The sequence below is a fragment of the Holdemanella sp. genome (genome assembly GCF_056804935.1).
Genome location: NZ_DBMEXE010000006.1, coordinates 1 through 20,256 on the forward strand (window position 1 = coordinate 1; position 20,256 = coordinate 20,256).

At 34.8% G+C, this 20,256-nt stretch carries 17 protein-coding genes, 2 tRNA genes, 1 pseudogene, 1 riboswitch and 1 other annotated feature; of the genes and pseudogenes, 1 reads left to right on the forward strand and 19 read right to left on the reverse strand.

Annotation, left to right across the window (positions count from 1 at the left end; translation table 11 throughout):
- The 19 genes and pseudogenes from ACZQCL_RS00700 to ACZQCL_RS00790 all read right to left on the reverse strand — a co-directional run.
- Positions 1-463: pseudogene (locus ACZQCL_RS00700) on the reverse strand (CdaR family protein); the annotation flags it as partial.
- Positions 447-1,385, reverse strand: coding sequence for a diadenylate cyclase CdaA (gene cdaA, locus ACZQCL_RS00705; protein WP_118115365.1), 939 nt, complete (start codon positions 1,383-1,385; stop codon positions 447-449). The pseudogene ACZQCL_RS00700 and the gene cdaA, both read right to left, overlap by 17 nt.
- A gap of 22 nt (positions 1,386-1,407) precedes the next feature.
- A complete protein-coding gene (locus ACZQCL_RS00710; protein ID WP_482481515.1) occupies positions 1,408-2,175 on the reverse strand; it encodes an HAD-IIB family hydrolase in 768 nt (255 codons plus the stop codon).
- Between the two features lie 47 nt (positions 2,176-2,222).
- Positions 2,223-3,797, reverse strand: a complete 1,575-nt coding sequence (ggt, locus tag ACZQCL_RS00715; RefSeq protein WP_418562355.1) for a gamma-glutamyltransferase — start codon at positions 3,795-3,797, stop codon at positions 2,223-2,225.
- Positions 3,798-4,346: 549 nt separating this feature from the next.
- Complete coding sequence (locus tag ACZQCL_RS00720; protein ID WP_227991021.1) at positions 4,347-5,009, reverse strand: LytR/AlgR family response regulator transcription factor; 663 nt, start codon at positions 5,007-5,009, stop codon at positions 4,347-4,349.
- Positions 5,010-5,065: 56 nt separating this feature from the next.
- Entirely contained in the window at positions 5,066-5,827 is a 762-nt protein-coding gene (locus tag ACZQCL_RS00725) for a creatininase family protein (RefSeq protein ID WP_482481517.1), read from the reverse strand.
- A 2-nt stretch (positions 5,828-5,829) separates the two neighbouring features.
- On the reverse strand, positions 5,830-6,447 hold the full coding sequence (locus ACZQCL_RS00730; protein ID WP_227991023.1) for an ECF transporter S component: 618 nt from the start codon (positions 6,445-6,447) through the stop codon (positions 5,830-5,832).
- A gap of 91 nt (positions 6,448-6,538) precedes the next feature.
- Positions 6,539-6,657: riboswitch (FMN riboswitch) on the reverse strand.
- Between the two features lie 58 nt (positions 6,658-6,715).
- A complete protein-coding gene (locus ACZQCL_RS00735) occupies positions 6,716-7,609 on the reverse strand; it encodes a PfkB family carbohydrate kinase (protein WP_482481519.1) in 894 nt (297 codons plus the stop codon).
- Between the two features lie 45 nt (positions 7,610-7,654).
- A complete protein-coding gene (gene uvrB / locus ACZQCL_RS00740; RefSeq protein ID WP_482481521.1) occupies positions 7,655-9,628 on the reverse strand; it encodes an excinuclease ABC subunit UvrB in 1,974 nt (657 codons plus the stop codon).
- Positions 9,629-9,676: 48 nt separating this feature from the next.
- On the reverse strand, positions 9,677-11,092 hold the full coding sequence (locus ACZQCL_RS00745; RefSeq protein ID WP_333672225.1) for a S41 family peptidase: 1,416 nt from the start codon (positions 11,090-11,092) through the stop codon (positions 9,677-9,679).
- Between the two features lie 96 nt (positions 11,093-11,188).
- Positions 11,189-12,091, reverse strand: a complete 903-nt coding sequence (gene ftsX / locus ACZQCL_RS00750; protein ID WP_482481523.1) for a permease-like cell division protein FtsX — start codon at positions 12,089-12,091, stop codon at positions 11,189-11,191.
- Positions 12,088-12,774 (reverse strand): cell division ATP-binding protein FtsE, encoded by a 687-nt coding sequence (gene ftsE / locus ACZQCL_RS00755; RefSeq protein ID WP_227991027.1) that lies wholly within the window; start codon positions 12,772-12,774, stop codon positions 12,088-12,090. The genes ftsX (ACZQCL_RS00750) and ftsE overlap by 4 nt, the downstream gene beginning before the upstream one ends.
- A 10-nt stretch (positions 12,775-12,784) precedes the next feature.
- On the reverse strand, positions 12,785-14,149 hold the full coding sequence (locus ACZQCL_RS00760; protein WP_227991028.1) for a murein hydrolase activator EnvC family protein: 1,365 nt from the start codon (positions 14,147-14,149) through the stop codon (positions 12,785-12,787).
- Positions 14,146-15,048, reverse strand: coding sequence for a permease-like cell division protein FtsX (gene ftsX, locus ACZQCL_RS00765; RefSeq protein WP_227991029.1), 903 nt, complete (start codon positions 15,046-15,048; stop codon positions 14,146-14,148). The genes ACZQCL_RS00760 and ftsX (ACZQCL_RS00765) overlap by 4 nt, the downstream gene beginning before the upstream one ends.
- A 139-nt stretch (positions 15,049-15,187) precedes the next feature.
- On the reverse strand, positions 15,188-16,270 hold the full coding sequence (locus ACZQCL_RS00770) for an iron-containing alcohol dehydrogenase family protein (RefSeq protein WP_331865353.1): 1,083 nt from the start codon (positions 16,268-16,270) through the stop codon (positions 15,188-15,190).
- The gene (locus tag ACZQCL_RS00775; RefSeq protein ID WP_482481526.1) at positions 16,257-17,408 is read right to left on the reverse strand and encodes a YkvI family membrane protein; all 1,152 of its coding nucleotides are present in this window, start codon (positions 17,406-17,408) and stop codon (positions 16,257-16,259) included. Before ACZQCL_RS00775 ends, ACZQCL_RS00770 begins: the two co-directional genes overlap by 14 nt.
- A 68-nt stretch (positions 17,409-17,476) precedes the next feature.
- Positions 17,477-17,715, reverse strand: a binding site (T-box leader).
- Between the two features lie 363 nt (positions 17,716-18,078).
- Positions 18,079-18,558, reverse strand: coding sequence for a methylated-DNA--[protein]-cysteine S-methyltransferase (locus ACZQCL_RS00780; protein WP_482481528.1), 480 nt, complete (start codon positions 18,556-18,558; stop codon positions 18,079-18,081).
- A 55-nt stretch (positions 18,559-18,613) separates the two neighbouring features.
- A tRNA-Ala gene (locus tag ACZQCL_RS00785) sits at positions 18,614-18,689 on the reverse strand.
- A gap of 14 nt (positions 18,690-18,703) precedes the next feature.
- Positions 18,704-18,780, reverse strand: a tRNA-Ile gene (locus ACZQCL_RS00790).
- Positions 18,781-18,926: 146 nt separating this feature from the next.
- On the opposite strand from ACZQCL_RS00790, the gene ACZQCL_RS00795 reads away from it, so the two are divergent.
- The coding region (locus ACZQCL_RS00795; protein ID WP_482481530.1) for a DUF2130 domain-containing protein at positions 18,927-20,256 on the forward strand (1,330 nt) is incomplete at its 3' end.

The window sequence follows — 20,256 nt, forward strand, 5'->3', positions numbered from 1 at the left end:
CAATTGTAGCAGGATCTACAACAGCTTCAATTTTTTCTGGCAAATTCTTTACCTTTAAATTGATGATATTTTCACCTTCCGAATATTTTTTCAAGTCAGCTACGACTTGCACACTACCCTTTGAACGGAATACCTGAATACTTGTCGCATCTCCAGTTAATGAAACATCTACTGTACTTGGCACACCAGCCACATCATATTTATCTGTATCTGCTAGTACTTCAACAGCTACATTTCTTAGATCCACAGTTGTTCTTGTATCGTTGAACAATTTTAAACTAATATCTTCATAGTTGATCACAACACAAATCATGATGGATAAAACCAAAGAAATAATTACAGATCCTTTTTTATCAAATAATACACGGTCTACGAGTTTACTAACTTTTTGAAATATCAAAGTCAGTAAACCACGCAACTCATTAAACCATACAGAAGGGCTCTTCTTATTTGGAGATTCCATGTTGACTGCCCTCCTTTTTCTGTTCATATAAATTCACAATTTCAATTGCCTTCACACGCTCATCCTTATTTGCGTCCTCAGTCTGCTTTTTAGCACGTTTGCCCATGGACTTGGCTTGAGACAACATAGGAACAAGAATTGAAGACGGATTTTGACTTGATTCTGTCACTAACATATTTGTTAGATAACGCTGTAAACCTTCTGGTGGATATTGCGTTAACTGGCCATTGACCGCAACTGAAATATTTCCTGTTTCTTCACTCACAATAATTGTGATTGAGTCTGTAATTTCACTAATACCGACAGCCGCTCTATGTCTTGCTCCATACTTACTAGGAAGATCCTTTGTGGTTGGAGGAAAATAAGCTGCTGCACACGCTATTTTATTCCCCTGAATAATAACGGCACCATCATGCATTGGTGTTCCATACTGAAATATTGTTCCTAATAATTCAGTTGAAACTTCCGAATCCATCACAATTCCTGTACGAATAAAATCGGACAAGCTCTGTGTTCTTTCGATAGAAATCAAGGCTCCTGTCTTTGATTTTGACATTTCTGTACATGCCTCTACCAATTCATTGATCATCTGTTGAATTTGTGAAACGGAGACATCCGTTGTTAAGATAGCTGTTGTTTTACCAACTTTCTCCAACATACCACGAATTTCAGGTTGGAAAACAACCAAAATAACGACAACTCCCCAATTCAAGAACATTTCAATCAAATAATTTAAAGCATTTAAGCCTAGCCATACAGCTAAAGCCTTGATTAAAACGATAATCAATACACCCTTCACAAGTTGGATCGTACGTGAATTATTACGCACAATTCTTAGTCCAGAATATATCAATCCCCATACTACTAAAATATCCAATAATAATCGAATTAGGAATGTAATATCAGATAAGCTGAAACTCATCTAAAATACCCCCTTATTTTATTTATAAATTTTTTGAAATTAAATCACTTACTGAATCATACTCAACTTGAGCATGTGCTTTTACATCTTCATCTGCACACGACATAACTGAACCATGCACACCAAATTCAATCAATGGAATATCATTATGTCCATCACCAATTGTATATACATCTTCTTCATTGATATTCGCATATTCAATCAAGAAATCTATACCTGTCGCTTTAGAAATCCCCTTTGGTACAATATCAACAACGAAATTATTTGGATAAGCAACAACTTGTTCATAATACAAATCATTGATTTTACTTGCCACTTCTAAAGCTGAATCTGTATCTTCCATTGATAATACGATCTGCGCAAAATGTGTCATATCCAACAATTCGGCTTCCGTAACATCTGGTTTTAAATTTGGATAACGATGATCCACTGCATCTGGCTGCAATACAATACGATGACGGTGAATTCCATCATTTACAACATAACTAATCACAGTGTCTAATTTTTTAACATTATGTAAAATGTCTACACAAACATCAAAATTCAAATAATTCGACAACAAGACATCTCCATTTTCACCAAAAACCATACCACCATTATTTGTGATCAAATAATCACATGGTAAATTAAATAATTTGATTTGCGCATCAATCGATTCTTTAGAACGACCCGTCACAATCACGAATTTGTTCCCCTTATTTTTCCATTCTTCAATCGATTTTAAATCTTCTGGCATTACATCCTGTGCATAACGTAATGTACCATCATAATCTGTAGCTAAAAGCTTCATGTATAATTCCTCAACTTTTCTATTTACTATGATTTTATCACATAATTTTAATAACAAGCAATATTACTATCCGTCCTTGATTCACATCCTGCAACATAGACACCATTTTCTAATCGAATAATGACTTGTCCACGCCCAAACATTGCTAATTCGGACTCTATTTCAATTTCATGACCACGTTTCTTTAATTCAGTAATTATATTTTCATCAAAGCCTGGCTCAACAATAAATTTCATATTCTCTATCCACTGAAATCGTTTGGCATCTAAAGCCATCTGTGGATTTAAATGAAAATCAATCATGTTTGTGACAACTTGCATATGTCCCTGTGGCTGCATATAACCGCCCATTACACCAAAAGGCCCAACTGGTTTATCATCTTTTGTCAAAAAACCAGGAATAATTGTATGATACGTCTTTTTATGAGGCATCAAGTAATTCACATGAGATGGATCTAAACTAAAATCATATCCACGATTTTGTAAGGAAACTCCATCTACGACAATGCCACTACCAAATCCCATATAGTTTGATTGAATATATGAAACCATATTGCCATCTTTATCTGCTGTGCACAAATAGACTGTACCGGAGCCATGCGGCTTATCTACCCTTGGTGGCAAAGCCAAATGACCAATTTGACTTGCTCTTTGTTTACCATAATCAACACTTATCAAATCATCCACTGGCATATTCATACATTTAGGATCTGTAACATATTCTTTGGCATCCGCAAAAGCCATTTTTAAAGCTTCCATCTGCGTATGAATACAATCCACATCTCTATCTTTAAATTGAAAATTATTTAAAACATTCAAAGCCATTAAAGCCACAATGCCCTGTCCATTAGGAGGTAATTCCCACACTTGATAGCCGTGATAATCTACATGAATTGGATTGACCCATTCAACCTTGTGATCTTCTAAATCTTGTTTTCGTAAGAATCCACCAAATCTTTTAGATTCTTCATCAATACGATCTGCCAATTCTCCATAATACAAAGCATCTGTATTTGTATCAGCAATCTTTTCTAGTGCATCCGCAAGTTTTGGCATGCAAATCATCTGTCCTGGTTCAGGTGTTTTTCCATCAAAAGTAAAAGTATCATACCAGCTCTTAAACTCCTCACTATTTGGAATCGCATTTAATGCTTTTTTCCACATACGAGCAATCTCTGCACTGACTGGATATCCATTTCTTGCATAATCAATGGCAGGTTCTAATAACTTTTTAAACGGCAAAGAACCAAATCTTTCACTTAAAGCTTTCCAACCCTTTACTGCACCAGGCACCGTAACTGGAATCCATCCTCGTTTTGGAATTTCATCCACTTTATCTGCCGAAATCGCATATGGAGAATGACCTGAACTGTTCATGCCATACATCTTATCTTTCATCCATACAATCGCAAATCCATCGGATCCAAGCCCATTTGAACATGGTTCTACAACCGTCAAACAAGCTGCCGTCGCAATGGCCGCATCTACGGCATTTCCACCCTGCATAAGCATTCTTAAACCAGCTTGTGTAGCTAAATTATTTCCTGTACAAACTACACCATTTCGTGCAATCACATTCGTTCTTTTGGATGCGAATGGATTATCATAATAGTTAATTTCCATATCTTCATCACCGAGACAATTATACAAAAATTAGAGCAGACATTCCATCTGCTCTGATTTATTTATTCACTTTTTTTAAACCGGATAACTTTTCTACCTTATCCAATTTTTTATCATCCACATTATGATTTTATTCTATTCATTTTCCTTAAGCATTTTCTCAAGTATGACCATATATGAGTATCTTTAAGTTCCATGATCTAGATTGGATGATATCCTTAACATTCCAAGTACTCTATCCTTTTTGTGATTATTCACTCGATAAAAACCCTTTATCTAAATCCTATTTCCTTTTCTTGTTAAGTTCCACTGAATGTTTTTTCTAGAATTCCTCTAGCTTAACCTTTGGAGCCTTCTCTCCATAGCTTCAACTTTTTATAGTTAAAACTTTCCGTTTCAACTCTATGTTATTGTCATCTTCTCACCGCTCTCTTTTTGTCTTAAGAGAAGTTTTCTCTGCTCTTACTTCTCTTTACACTTTCATTATAACCAACAAAATCAAAAAGAAAAGGCAAGTGGTAAAACTCGCCTTTTTACTGGTAAAACCGGTTATTTCATCGATATCTTTCGCTTTTTTCCTCTCGAAACAGGAATCAGAACCTTGTTTATAAGCTCAACTTCATCTTTATACCAAGCCACAATATATTTAGAATTCACAATATAGGATACGTGTACTCGTAAAAAGCCAAACTCTTTAAACACTTCTTCAAGTGCATTCATACTATCACGCTTATGGAAAACGCCTTTTTTTGTATAGAAATACACCATCTTTTCATTCTTTTCCAAATAGTAGATATCTTCATACGAAAGATTCATACGAACTCCATCATAATTAAATTCATATACATGACTTTGAATACATTGCGAACGAATCATTTGATCATAAGCTGAAATGTCATCTGCGATATTTTCTTTTGAAATATAGAACACACGACTTCTTTCATCATCGCCACGCGTCTTAATTGGATTTTCACACACATAAATCACAATCGCATTGGGATTATCATGTACAAATACACTTTCAATACGATTCGTCTTAAACATTTCATCAAACACAAATAATTGATACTCTTCTTCCTTCATCCGTTTTGCCAGATCACTCGCCTTTAAGTAATGACGAAAACACCAATCCTCATGCATAAACAATTTAGATAATTGAAAAACGATGTCCTTAGTTTCTTTTTCATATTCTAATATGGCTACTTTTATCATACTTATAATTATAAAGAGTGAACGCATTTTTATCAAATGTAAACCGTTTCAAAATATTATTCTTTAAAGTCACGAATTAAAATCAAATCCTTAACAATTTCTTTTGCGCTAATTGATAAAATGATTTCTCCCTTTTCTTTAGTGGCGCCCCTTGGATCTCCACCAATCCCAATTGGTTTTTGCTGCTCAGTTACCCAATCCGATGCAAGCCAAGACAAATGTGCTTTCATAGCTGTATTTTTAGGAATACCCTTTTCACTTGTTTCTAACTTAACTAAACATTCATCAATTGCCATGACCATGGAAGTTTCCATTTCTCCGCCATGAAAATCAAAAGTATTCCCTTTAGAAATCGTTGCCTTTACAGCTGGATGATCAAAGGCTCCTGAGTTTAATACAAATGGATACACTTTAAAATCACTTCTTACTTCTCTAGAAATCAAATTGGCGACCGGTGCATTTCCACCATGACATACAAGAAGAACCAATTTTTTAAAGCCATGATGAGCTAGACTTTCACATATGTCATACAACATATGATAGTAAGTCATAGGTTTAAATGTAATGGAGCCACAAAACTCTTTATGTTCCGTACTCAATCCGACTGGAATGACTGGAAACAACAATAAATTTATGTCCTCGTCCTTTAACTCTTTTTCAATATAGTCACACATAGCTGTGGCAATGAGTGTATCCGTACCAAGTGGTGCTTGATTTCCATGTTGTTCTAATGCCCCTAATGGAATCAAAACAATTGTGTTTTCTCGATCGACTTGTTCCATTTCTAAACGTGTTAATTCTTGATACTTACAAATCATACTTATTTTGCCTCGTAGATAAATTTAAAGCTTGGACGAATGGCAGCCAATCTTTCCATCAAGAAATATCCAATGATGTAGTTAGCTGAGATTTTGATCAAGTTAAATGGAATTGTCGCAAGTGCAATAAATGAAGTTAAATCTTTAATACTTGGATTTACAGAACCTACCATCTGCACAACAGAATCTAACGGCATTCCCATAGCTTTGGCATATAGTGGCAAAGTAATACATGCATTACAGAAACATGCGAATACGGTACGAATTAGAATTCCAACAATTAAAGAGACAATAACAGCTTTTCTTGTCTTATTCATCTTCTTGTACACAAACCATGTTGGTAAAATAAATAGAACAATGCCTAAAAGATTTGCGAGTTCACCCACATAAGCAGTGTTTGTTCCTACTGTCACAACTTTTACAACTAATTTAATAACTTCTACTAAAGTGGCAGATACAGGACCTAAACTAAATAGAGCAATAATACTTGGTACATCACTAAAATCAATCTTGTAGAATGGTGGCATCATTGGTAAAGAGAATTCCAGTGACATCAAAGCTCCTGCAAGACCTGCAAGCATCGCCGTTAATACAATTGTTTGAACATTCCATTTTTTCATCTTTTTACCTCCTTTTGATTCGGATAAGCTCTTCCAAAAGGAAAACCCCAAGAAAAATCTTCTCGGGGTCTAAAAAATACAAAAAATACTTTTGTGTCTTCTACCATCCAGACTATACTGTCGGTCTTGGAATTACACCAAGTCAGCCACTTGCGTGGGTCGCGGACTTTTACCGCCGGTAGGGAATTACACCCTGCCCCGAAGAACTCATTGAATCTATGTTCGCAAATAAAATAACACATAATCTTCCATCATGCAACTAATTTGTTTATTTTTTCACAATATCAAATTTATCTTGTGAAAAACAAGGACATACATTTTCACACGAAGCTATGACAGAACTAGCTAAATGACTACCTATCTTCATAGCCTCAAGCATACTCTTACCATAAGTTAGTCCAGCACTTGTCCCAGCACAAAATGCATCTCCTGCTCCTGTTGCATCCTTTACCTCGATTTGACGAGCCTGACAAAAGCCGCTTTCACCGTTGTTTTTCACATATAAAGATCCCGCTTCACCAAGTGTTACAATCAAAGAGTTAAATTCTGATTGCTGCAGTTCATCAATCAATGTATGACTTAATTCTTCTGCTGATATCTCTTTAAAATCTCTTGAAAAAAGAATACTCGATTCTAATTGATTACAGATCAAACAATCAAATTGCTTCAAAAGATCTTTTCTTTCAATCGCAATATTCATATTGCTGACAACACCAAATAATTTTTTATTATGTTTTTGACATAAATAAACAACTTTTTCAACAATTTCCTCATCCATATCTATTTCAGCCACCACAGAATCGCTATTTTCAATAATTGTGTCTCCATTTTCTTCTAAAATTGAATAGATCGGCATTAAATTCGGACGATGAGATATTGAACCCGCTAATTCTCCATTATGATCAAAAACAGCTAGCCATGTACCCATACCGTTTTCGATAGATTTCATATAATCTGTATTCACATTTCGATTTTGCAATCTCTGTTTAACATCTTCTCCTAATGCCGTATTATCAACAATACTAACAAATGTTGAGTTTAAACCTAAATTCGCAATATCTTCTACAACATTTCGTGCTACACCACCATGAATATACTCAATATATCCTGCATTTCTCCCATCAGGAACATATATATCTTGTGGAAAGCCTTTAATATCCACAAAAATCGCACCTACTACAACAATTCCATTCTTTTTTGAATCACGTTATTTTTCACCTTTCATCTCAAACAAGATATCTCTTAGTTGCGCCGCTCTTTCGAAATCTAAAGTACGAGCTGCCTCTTTCATTTCCTGTTCTAATTCTTTGATCATCTTTTCCTTTTGTTTTGCCGGCAACTTTTTCTTTTTCAAATACTTAGCCGCCATTTCCTTAGTTTCCTTAGAACGAACTACATCATGGATTGGTTTGATGATTGTCTTTGGAACAATGCCATGTTTTTCATTATATTCCATCTGAATCGATCTACGTCTTGCGGTTTCATCTATGGCTTCCTGCATACTTTCTGTAATTTTGTCGGCATACATAATAACTTTACCTTGGGCATTACGTGCCGCACGACCAATAATCTGAATCAATGATCGTCTTGATCTCAAGAAACCTTCTTTATCCGCATCTAATATCGCAATCAAGCTGACTTCCGGAATATCTAAACCTTCCCTTAATAAGTTGATACCTACAAGCACATCGTATTTTCCTTGGCGTAAATCATGAATGATCTCCGTACGTTCAATCGTTGTAACTTCATGGTGTAGCCACGCTACTTTTAAATCCAAATTCTTTAAATAGGAAGTTAAATCTTCGGCCATACGAACCGTTAGCGTCGTAATTAGAGTTCTTTCATGTTTTTCAATGCGCTCCTTGATTTCATCTACTAAGTCATCAATTTGACCTTCAATAGGACGCACTTCGACTTCCGGATCTAAAAGACCTGTTGGACGAATGATTTGTTCAACAATTTCCCCATGCGTTTGATCCAGTTCGTAATCTCCTGGTGTTGCGGATACAAAGATGGCATTTTTAATCAACCCCTCAAATTCATTAAAACGCAAAGGTCGATTATCTAAAGCACTTGGAAGTCTAAAGCCATAATCTACCAATATTTGTTTTCTTGCGCGGTCTCCATTATACATGCCACGAATTTGTGGTAACGAAACATGGCTTTCATCTACTACAAGTAAAAAATCGTCTGGGAAATAATCAAATAGTGTATAAGGTCTTTCACCTGGTTTTCTGCCATCAATATGCCTTGAATAGTTTTCAATACCTGGGCATACGCCAAATTCTCTTAATGCTTCTATATCGTAGCGACATCGTTGTTCCAAACGCTCTTTTTCTAATGGTTTACCCTGCTCATCAAAATAAGCCAATCTTTCATCCAATTCTTCTTGAATTGTGTCTGCTGCATGATTGATGATATCCATACTTGACGCATAGCCGTTAGCTGGATAAATAATATATAACTGATAAGACTGATTGACATGTCCTGTTACTGGATCGACTTCACAGATTCTTTCCACTTCATCATCAAACATTTCAATACGAATTAAATAACGATCCGTATGCCCTGGTGTAATTTCAATGACATCCCCACGTACTCTAAAAGTTCCTCTTAATGGATCTGTATCATTACGCTTATATTGTTGATGTACCAATGCCAGCATCAATTCATTTCTTTCAATGATCTGTCCACTTCTTAAAGTAAAGATCATATGACGATATTGTTCTGGATTACTAGCACCATAAATAGAGGCAACACTAGCTACAATAATCGTATCTCTTCGTTCTAAAACACTATTTACAGCTGCCATTCTAAGCATATCCAATTCTTCATTGGTCTTTGTGTTTTTGTCAATATATGTATCTGTTTTTGGCAAATAGGCTTCTGGCTGGTAATAATCAAAATAAGAGACGAAATATTCCACACGATTATGTGGAAAAAATTCTTTAAATTCAGAATACAACTGTCCCGCCAAAGTTTTATTATGTGCAAACACCAAGGTTGGTCGATTCACTTGGGCAATCACATTCGAAATTGTAAATGTTTTTCCAGTTCCTGTAGCTCCCAACAATACTTGAAACTTTTTATCTTCTTTTAAACCAGAAACCAATTCCCTAATAGCTTCTGGCTGATCTCCACTCGGTTTATATTCAGATACTAATTCAAACTGATTTTCCATATGCTCACATCCTTCACATATATATAATACACAAAAGTAAGTTTATACTTACTTTTGTGCCTCTTCTATCGCTTTTTGTCTTTGCGTATCATCACTTGGTGTTTCATTCATCTTCAACAATACTTTTTCCATCAAAAGATCCCACGTCTTTTTATCACAATCTCCCGTTACTTCTAAACGATTGTCCTGTTGAAAACTTGCCAAAGCTTGAGAGCTGGTATTTGAAAAATATGTATCTGTTCGATCCACATCATATCCTAAATACTTCAGATATACTTGTAAAGCTTGGGCATTATCATCCACGCTGTCTTTTTTGATGACATCCTTTTTCTTGACTTTATAATAGGACGTTGTCTTCACTTCTCCAAGTTTTACTTCAACATCTGGTTTAAAACCCTTCTTGTTGATGCTTGTACCTTTTGGCGTATACCAACGTGCCACTGTATACTTAAAACTTGTTCCATCTGAGAATGGTACTGTAACTTGTTCGGTACCTTTACCGTAAGATGTTGTTCCTACTGTAGTCACTGTATCCCCTAAATTATCTTTTAAAGCACCAATCAAAACTTCGGCTGCACTTGCCGTATTTTCATTTTGTAGAACAACAATCTTGTCCATTTTGACTTGATTGAATTCATCTTTTGTCATTTGTTTAGTGAACTTGCCATCTTTATCTTTTTCCTTGAAGACAACTGACTTTTTCGAAATCAAAGAACTCGAAATTTCCAATGCCGCATTTAAATAGCCGCCACCATTATTACGTAAATCTAAGACCAACTTTTTAATTCCCGCTTCTTGTAGGCGAGACATTGCCTTTGAGAAATCTTTGCCACTATTTTCTGAGAAACTCGTTAGAACAATTTCTCCATAATCTTCGTATACGTTACATACGACCGTTGAATCAAAAGTACCTGGAATCAAATTTGTCGTATATTCTTTTCCATCACGAAGATATTTTGTCTTAACATTCTGCCCTTCATGCGCCTTAATATATTTAATGATTGTATCTGAATCATTTTCACTACATTTTAAATCATCTAATGAAATAATTTCATCTTGGGGTTTTAAGCCTTTCTTATCCGCTGTTGAATTGATGTATACGTTGGATACAACGAAGTTTTTATTTTCATTTAAATAAAAGGAGATTCCTAATCCTACATTACTTCCTTCAAGACTGCTCGAAAAGGCTTTGGCTTGTTCTAAGTCAAAATAGTTTGTATGAGCATCTTGATCTAGAGTTGTCATTCCATCAATAGCTTGTTCCATAAGTTTGGAATCCAAGTTTTTGATTTTATTCGAATAATACCAATCTGAATTCAAAATTGAATAAATGGTATCAAATTTTTCTTGTTCTTTACTATTTCCTGTCGTTTTTTTATTTAAAATAACTGGTACACTTATGCCTGCGCCAAAACATGCAATGCATAGTAGTGTAATCAATATTGTTTGACTTTTTTTTCTCATAAGCTCATCCTGTTCTAAAACAAAATGGGACGAATCATTCGCCCCAATAATTCCATATAGAAAGTATACGAAACAATCCTTTATTCTGCAATGTTTTTATCGTTTCATTTTCAAATATTTTCTTGCCGCAAACAAGGATGCGAGCCCACCAATCAAAGCTCCTGCAAGAATGATAGAGAGTCCTACTTGAAAGCTGATTGTACTTGGTTTAAATAGGGCAAACATAGGTGTGAATAGTTTTCCGTCTAAACTTTCGTACAGCTTTTCATATCCAAAATGCACCAATAAATATGGAACGATAGATCCAAGTAGTCCAATAAAAATACCTTTGACAATGAATGGATTACTGATGAAACCATTCGTTGCACCTACTGTACGCATAATAATGATTTCATCACTTCTTGAATCAATTGTCGTTCGAATCGTGTTATAAATCAAATATAAAGACAATAGAATCAATAAAGCAACAATGCCTAAACCAATCTTTTGAATCATATTCAACATGTCTACTAAGCTTGTAACGCTGTCTCCTCCAAAAGCCGTGCTGGATACGCCATCAATTTTTTGAATCTGCGCACTTGTTTTACGGATAGAAGAAGCATTCTTTACATAAACAAAGAAAGCATTGGATAAAGGATTTGTTTCTCCTCGATAGGCTTTAAAAGCATCTCCCTTTTCTTTGATCATAAGTTCAAGTTCATCATCTTTAGAGGATACTTCTACCTTTGAAACATTCTTTAATTTAGATATTTCACTCTGAATACTTGATATAGCTGTTTCATCATCAATATCCTCATTTAAAATAACGTGAATACTCAAATCTTTTTGAACATCATTCGAAAAATAATTAACGTGTAATCCAATAATCAATATCGAACCAATCAAAAGTAGGGTAATGCCAATGGCACTAATGGCAGAAAAGCACAACATAATATGTCTTTTCATTTGGAGAAAGGCATACTTCAATTCGTATAAAAAAGTACGTAAACCTTTCATCATAAACTCTTATACCCACCTTTATTCGAATCGTGAATCACATATCCTTTGTCTAACATAATCGTACGTTTTTTAAAGCGGTCAACCAATACTTTATCATGTGTAACCATCATGATTGTTGTATCTAGTTTTTGGTTGATCTTTTCTAATAATGAAATAATTTCTAAACTCTTTTCGGGATCTAGATTTCCTGTTGGTTCATCCGCAATCAAAACTTTTGGTTTATTCGCAATGGCACGGCCAATCGTTACACGCTGTTGTTGTCCTCCAGATAATTCGTCTGGATAACTTCTAGCCTTTTCTTTCAAATCAACAAGCTCTAATACTTCCATTACACGTTTACGAATATGTTTGCGTGGCATACCCACAACTTCTAGGGCAAAGGCAATATTTTCAAAGACAGTTAATTTTGGAAGTAAACGATAATCTTGAAATACGCAGCCAACATTACGTCTATAGTACGGAACTTTTCTATGTTTTAAAGCCCCTACATTAATACCATCTACAATAACTGTACCTTCATCTGGAACTTCTTCTCCATTTAGCACTTTGATCAATGTAGATTTACCAGAACCTGTGGCTCCAATCACATAAACAAATTCACCTTTATCAATATGTAAATTGACATGATTTAAAGCATGTACTCCATTGGGATATGCTTTTGAAACATCTTTTAAATCAATCATAATGTTCCTCCTAACTAAAGAACTTTTCTGGTCTTTCCCTGCAAGGCGCTGCTTTACCAGCTTCACAAGAAGTACCTGTGCCTGACCAGCCTGTTCCCCACGCAAAATCAGCACCCGCACTAAAACGAGCTACCGCATCACTTACAGACATTGAACCTAGATTATAGACTTCAACATGTGTATGTGGCCCACTTGAATTTCCTGAATTTCCCGATAATGCGATTGCTTGTCCTTGTGAAACGCTTTGTCCTGCACTTACGTAGATTGTTTGCGACAAGTGACAGAAACTTACGGCATAAAGTGTATCGTTCACATTACACAACATTTCTATTGTGTTTCCACCACCATAAGGATATCCTGACCAGTTACCCAAATAGCCTGAGTTGCTTCCTACAGGGGCTGCGGCATATAAAATAACACCACTTGCCGGAGCTACTACAGTTGTACCAATTGGAGCTGCCCAATCTAGTCCCAAGTGCATGCCTCCACCAGGATATGCCCATGTACCTGCACTTTTACTTCCACCTTGTACAGGATGTATAAATCCAGATACGGATTCAATCGATCCTGAGAAGTTTGTTGAAATCACAAAGTCTCGAATGCTATTCATGTCCACTTGTGCGGAACGTTTCTGTGCTTCTAATTCTGTAATTTTTTTCTGATATTCTTCAACCAGTTTATTATAAGATTCCTCTAATTCACTGGCCTGCTGTTTTTGCGATTCTAATTCTGCCTTTTGACTTTTTGCGTCTTCATCTAAACGTTTTTGTTCATCTTGCTGCAAAACAAGTTCTTTCTTTAATTTATTTAACTTTTTAATTTGCGACTGATCATCTTCTGTGATTCTTTCAACTCCAGAAATACGACGAAGCATATCACTTAAACTATCCGATCCCATGATCAAGTCTATAATCATATTGGTTCCAATCGTTGTTTGTTCATTTTTCATACGATTTTCGATTTGTGCATTCCAAGCATCAATTTCAGCTTGTTTTGCCTGAATCTTCTCTTCCAATTCTTTAATGTTGTTTTCGATCAATTCAATCGATTTTTCTTTTTCACTTATCTGCGTTTGTAGATTGGAAACCAATTCTTTTTGTTCCTTGGCAAGCTGCTCCATTTTTGTCGTATCACTCTGCAAAGAAGCGATGCTTGAAGTATAAGTTTCAATACTGTTTTGCAGGCTTTGTTTACGATTCTTCTGATATTCCTGAAATCCCTGACAAGCTTTTACGCCAGCTTGTGAAGTTTGTGCCTGACTACACTTGGCATACCAGGCTTCTGTATCCGAATAGTCTTCTGCTGAAACAGGCATGATTAATGAGCAGGCCATAGCTAAACTTAGAAAACCTGCATATAATTTATATTTTCTCATCGTGTCCACCTCAAATATTTTCTAACGGCTAAATAACTTCCTAGCATTCCTACAACCATTCCAATCAAAAGAATGCCGCCTGAAGTACACAATACAAATGGATATGGTTTCAGCATACTCATCATGTCACTAAAAAACATACCATTCATTACGTGGTAAAGTCCTGTATAGCCAAATATACAAATCAAAACAGGGCCTAATGCACCCCAAAAGCCGATAAAGATTCCTTCTAATACAAACGGTAAAGAAATATACCAGTTATAGGCACCAACTGTTCGCATGATCGCAATCTCATCTTTTCGTACTAAAATTGTCATTTTAATAGTATTTCGAATCAAGAATACGGCAATCAAAACCATCAATCCTACAAAGACACTTCCCCATACACGGATATTTTTAAACAGTTGAATCATCGTGTTGATAGCACTACCTCCATATGTAGCTTGAACAACACCATCCATTTTTGAAATTTTCTTTGTCACTTTTGAAATTTTTGTGTTGTCTTTTAATTCCACATTCAAAACGTCATATAAAGGGTTCTTGTCCTCTCCCTTATATTGTTTAAACATCGCCCCATTTTCTTTGATCAACGCATCCAATTCCTCTTCTTTACTTGAATACGTTACTTTTTTTACGGAAGCAAGAGATGAAATTGAATCGGATAATTCACTAATTTCTTCATATTCTAGTGTTGGATTTAAAGAGACTTGAATCATAAATTCATTTTCAATTTGACTCGTAAATCCTCCGACATTCATATATATCACAAATATAAACAAAGCCATTAATAAAGCAATGCCAATCGATACAATGGAAGAAAAGGTCATCGAGAAATGACGGTGCATATCTTTATTGGCACTGCGTACTAGTCTTGGTAAACTCTTAAAAAACAGTAACATTTTTATCACCTACATCACCAATTATAACATACCTATCAAATCAGCCTACAAATCACAAAATTTCACATACACCTTCATTCTAATCCTTTCATGTGAAAACAATATTAAAACAGAAAAAAAAGATCGATTTCTCGATCTCTTATAAACTTTGACCTACTGCATCTGCCTTTTTAATAGCGGTAATAAACTCTTCTTTTGTGAATGGGAAAGGTGCATTTTTCCACTCATTTGTTTTTGTAGCCGCTTCAGTCAAAGCTTCCAAATGGCTTTCATCCAAGTCCACATCCGCTAAAGTCACTGGTAAGCCGATTGATTTATTGAATTTTGCCATTTTCATTAAATTTTCTTCATCTTTGGCATATGCATACAATACTAATACGCCAAAGGATACAACTTCACCATGTAGGTGGTGTCCATCACGTGCAATTGAGCAACTACCATTATAGAAGGCATGCGCAATGCTTGAATTATAATAATATTCTGGTTGGTTTGTTAAGTTTGAAACATATCCAGTGGATACGACAATATCCAAGGCAATAGCTTCGATTGCAGCTGAATTTGTATCATTTTTACAATCTTCCATACCTTGTTTACCATATTCCAACAATGGTGCAGTACAAGTTTTCGCTAATGCCAATCCCATTGTAGCCGTGTGATCTAAAGTCTTTCCTTGTGTTGCGAATTCAACTTCACATTGTTTAGACAACGCATCCCCAATTCCGGCCCAGAAATATTCACTTGGTGCTTTTGCGATAACATCTGGGTTGATAAAGATGTGTGCTGGACAATGAGGATATGAATAGTGGTCCAATGCTCCATTATCATCATATACTACGGCAATAGCTGTAGCGGCCGAACAGTTTGAACAGATTGTTGGAAATGAGAAAACCATTTTGTCATTCATTTCAATGGATGCGGTTTTACAAGTATCGATAGCTTTTCCTCCACCAATCGCAAAGATAACATCGGCTTCTTGTACGTTTGGATTTGAAGTCAATTTATGTACGTTTGTCATAGTACATTCAATACCATATACAATTGAATCTGTAATAATAATATCAGTCTCTTTAATGGCTTCACGAATTCTTGGCTCAGCAGCTGCCAAAGCTCTTTTACCACCAATCAATACAACTTTTTTAACATTGTATTTTTCACATACACCTGGGATTTCGTTGTAACAACTTTCTCCGACTGAATAATTAGACATTTCAATTGTTTTCATAAACTTCTACTCCTTCTTTTACTTCAACACTTTTTGTATGATAATTCTTGTATACACCTACAGTTAAGAATGGAACGATAATGATTGCGATAGCTAAATATCCACAATATCCATATCCATATTTAATAATATTTGTTAATCCGGCTAAAGAAATTGTCATGGATACCACAATAATAAATGCAGATACAATAATTCTTTTCTTCACTGGATTTTCTACATTCTTTAAAACACGAATATTTTCAAAGCGTGCCACAAATCCGAATGTTGTTGTTACTGCTGTAGAAATTAAGCAAAGTAATAAACAAATACCATATACAACAACCATCCAGTTAGCATTCATCGCATTTAAACTTGTCAATGTAGGTAGAGTTGTTTCTCCATAAACACCCTTCCAAGAAATTAACATCAATACACTTAATACTAATGCGACAGCATTCATCACAAATGAGATCCACATTGCTTTTGAACAAGATTTTCGATCTGGTAAAATAGCTCCACATGCTACGATCGTTGGTAATGTCACACATTGAAATCCTGCATATGTAAATGCATTTAAGATGGCTTTAGGCATATTCATAAAACCATTTACAGAAAAGTCATTTGCTAAAATAGCCCCAATATTTTGACCTTTCATGATTCCCATACCATAAATAACAATGGCTGTTACCAAAATAGCCATACCCATATATGTACTTGCCATACGAACTACGTTGGCTCCAAAAATTGTTAAGCAAAGAACAACGATTCCAACCGTAACGACACAAGCATAATAATTAAATCCAAAGTATTGTTGTAATGCACTTGCAGCTCCACTAATAGCTGCTGCAACTGCCATCAAAACCATGATATTAAAGAAAATCTCAAATAAGATTTCCAACTTATCGAATGGATGATATAAGTTTTCAAACAATTCCTTTGCGCTTGCCAAATTTCTCTGATTATACATCACCATGGCTTCTCGCATTGTCAATATCAATAGCAACATAGCTATTATGGCACTCACAATACCAGTCCATCCTATACCTACATAATATGTATTTGCCTGATTTCCTGTGGCAAATCCACCTCCAGCATGTGCTGAGAATAATACGGCGCCTACCGAAAATATCGCCATTTTTCCAACTTTTTGTGCTTTCATACTTTTCCTCCTATAGCGTGCACAACAAGCTAACAAAAAAACCAATCGTTTCTTGCTGCCTGTTAGACAGAAGAGACGAAAGGTTAGAATTACAATACTTCCGCGGTACCACTCTTCTTCATTCATTTAAGAATGCACTCATTTCAGATGCTATCACATCCTGCTTTATTAACGTTAAGCCTACGTCCAAGTCTTATCAACCTGACCACTCCATGGTAAGTTCAAAGTTCCATCTCTTATGTCTTGCACCAACCGACAACTCTCTAACAAAGACTTTCCTTTTACTACTCCATTTCCTTGTGTTTTGTGCGTTTATAATAACACCACATTTTCATTTATGCAAGCATTTTCTTACATTTATTTTCAGTAAATTCAAATCTATATTTTACATCCATCAAAAAAATGGTACATATTACTCATATATACCCTCAATTTCTAATAATTTTTCTTTCTTCTCAATTCCACCTGCATATCCAGTTAAATACCTAATTTGATCCAAACAATCTAAAGATAATTTATATTTTATTATAAAGTTTTAAATTTTCTGTTATAATGTATTTGGCATTGAAAGATAAGAAAGAACCCCTAGGGACTGCAATCCCTAGGGGTTCGCTTTTTTTGAATTTGTCAAATCACAATTTATTTGTGTCTTTTCATATATAATCCAAAATTAAATCTCATTCTTTTTTTCAAATTTTAATAAATATTCTTTTCTTTCGATTCCACCTGCATATCCAGTTAAACTATTATTGGATCCAATCACTCTATGGCAAGGAATCAAAATCGAGATTTTATTATGTCCTACAGCACTTCCCACCGCTTGTGCTGACATTGATGGAGAAATCATTCTTGCGATGTCTTTATATGTCATAGTTTTACCATAGGGTATTTTAAGAAGTAGTTGCCAAACTTTCTTTTGAAACTTTGTTCCAATTAGATGCATTTTAGGCAAAACTTTTGGTTTATTACCACTAAAATAAAGATTTAACCATTCTTTTGTTTCTTTTAAAACAGCCGTTTCTTCTTCAATTGGTTCTTTTAAACCATTCGCATAATATTTTTGATTTTCAAACCAAACGCCAATCAATCCAATTTCATCGGCAGCCAATAACATTTTACCTAATGGTGAATCATAATATTGTATATACATAACCCATCCTTTATACAGAAAAAAAGCCATCCGAAGATGACTTACTTTTTAAAATTGGTGGAGCGTATCGGGATCGAACCGATGACCCCCTGCGTGCAAGGCAGGTGCTCTCCCAGCTGAGCTAACACCCCATATCTTCAGCAAATGGTGGGCCTGAATGGACTTGAACCAACGACCTCACCCTTATCAGGGGTGCGCTCTAACCACCTGAGCTACAGGCCCATTCGCTGAATGCCTATTAAATATACCATGTGATTTTATATTATGCAAGTCTTTTTTTGATTTTTTTTAAATATTATAATTAATCTAGTTTTAGACATAAATATTGTCAGTTAAATGATTATAATCTTTTAAAATGGAGGTACCTTATGAGTCAAATAAAATGTCCCAATTGTGGAACTGTATTTCAGGTGGATGAGAGTCAATATCATGAAATCTTACAACAAGTTCGTAATGAAGAATTTGAAAAAGAATTAAATGAAAGGCAAAAGAATTCAAATCAAGTTATTCAATCTAAATTAGAAAAAGAATATGAATCTAAATTAAGTCAGAAAACTTTAGAAATCAAAGAGCTTCAGGCAAATAAAGAACAAGAAATCATTTCTTTAAAAGAACAATTAAAGTCAACTGAACAAATTATCAAGAGTGAAACTGAAAAGGCTTATCAAGAACAATTAAATAAGAAAGAGCTTGAAATCAAACAGCTACAATCGGATTTTAATCAAAAACAAAATGATAAAGAACAAGAAGTCATTTCATTAAAAGAAAAGTTAGAAGCAAGTACGCAGTTAACGAAAACTGAAACACAAAAAGAATTTCAAGAGCAGTTAAACAAAAAAGATTTGGAGATATCTAAACTCAATGCCAAATTAGAACAGATTCTTTCACAGAATAAAATCAACGAATCTAAGACTGAACAAGAATATAAATTACAGCTGCAGGCAAAGGAAAATGAAATCCAAGCTTTAAAGAGTAACATTTCAAATAATGAAAAGGTATTAAAGGCAAATCTAGAAAATACTTACCAATCTCAATTAAATGAAAAGAACCTTGAAATCCAGTCTTTAAAACAAGATATGGATAAAGCCAAGGTTGAAAACGAATTGAATGTAAAGAGTATTAAACAAGATCTACAGAATCAAATTGAACAGGATAAAATGAAATATCAGCTTCAAGAAAAGAGTTTGCAGGAAAAATACGATACTTTACTACAGACCAAAGATGAGCAGATTGCCTACTATAAAGATTTCAAATTAAAACAGTCTACTAAAATGATTGGTGAATCTTTAGAACAGCATTGTGAAATAGAATTCAATAAACTTCGTGCAACAGGCTTTCAAAATGCATACTTTGAAAAAGACAATGATGCTCGTACAGGATCTAAGGGTGACTATATCTATCGTGAATTAGATGAGAATGGAATTGAAATCATTTCCATTATGTTTGAAATGAAAAACGAAAATGACAAAACGGCTACAAAACATAAGAATGAAGATTTCTTAAAAGAATTAGATAAAGACCGTAATGAAAAGAATTGTGAATATGCTGTTCTTGTTTCTATGTTAGAGCCAGAAAACGAATTATATAACACGGGTATTGTTGATAAATCGCATCGCTATCAAAAGATGTATGTGATTCGTCCTCAATTCTTTATTCCAATGATTACCATTTTAAGAAATGCCGCTTTCAATTCTATGC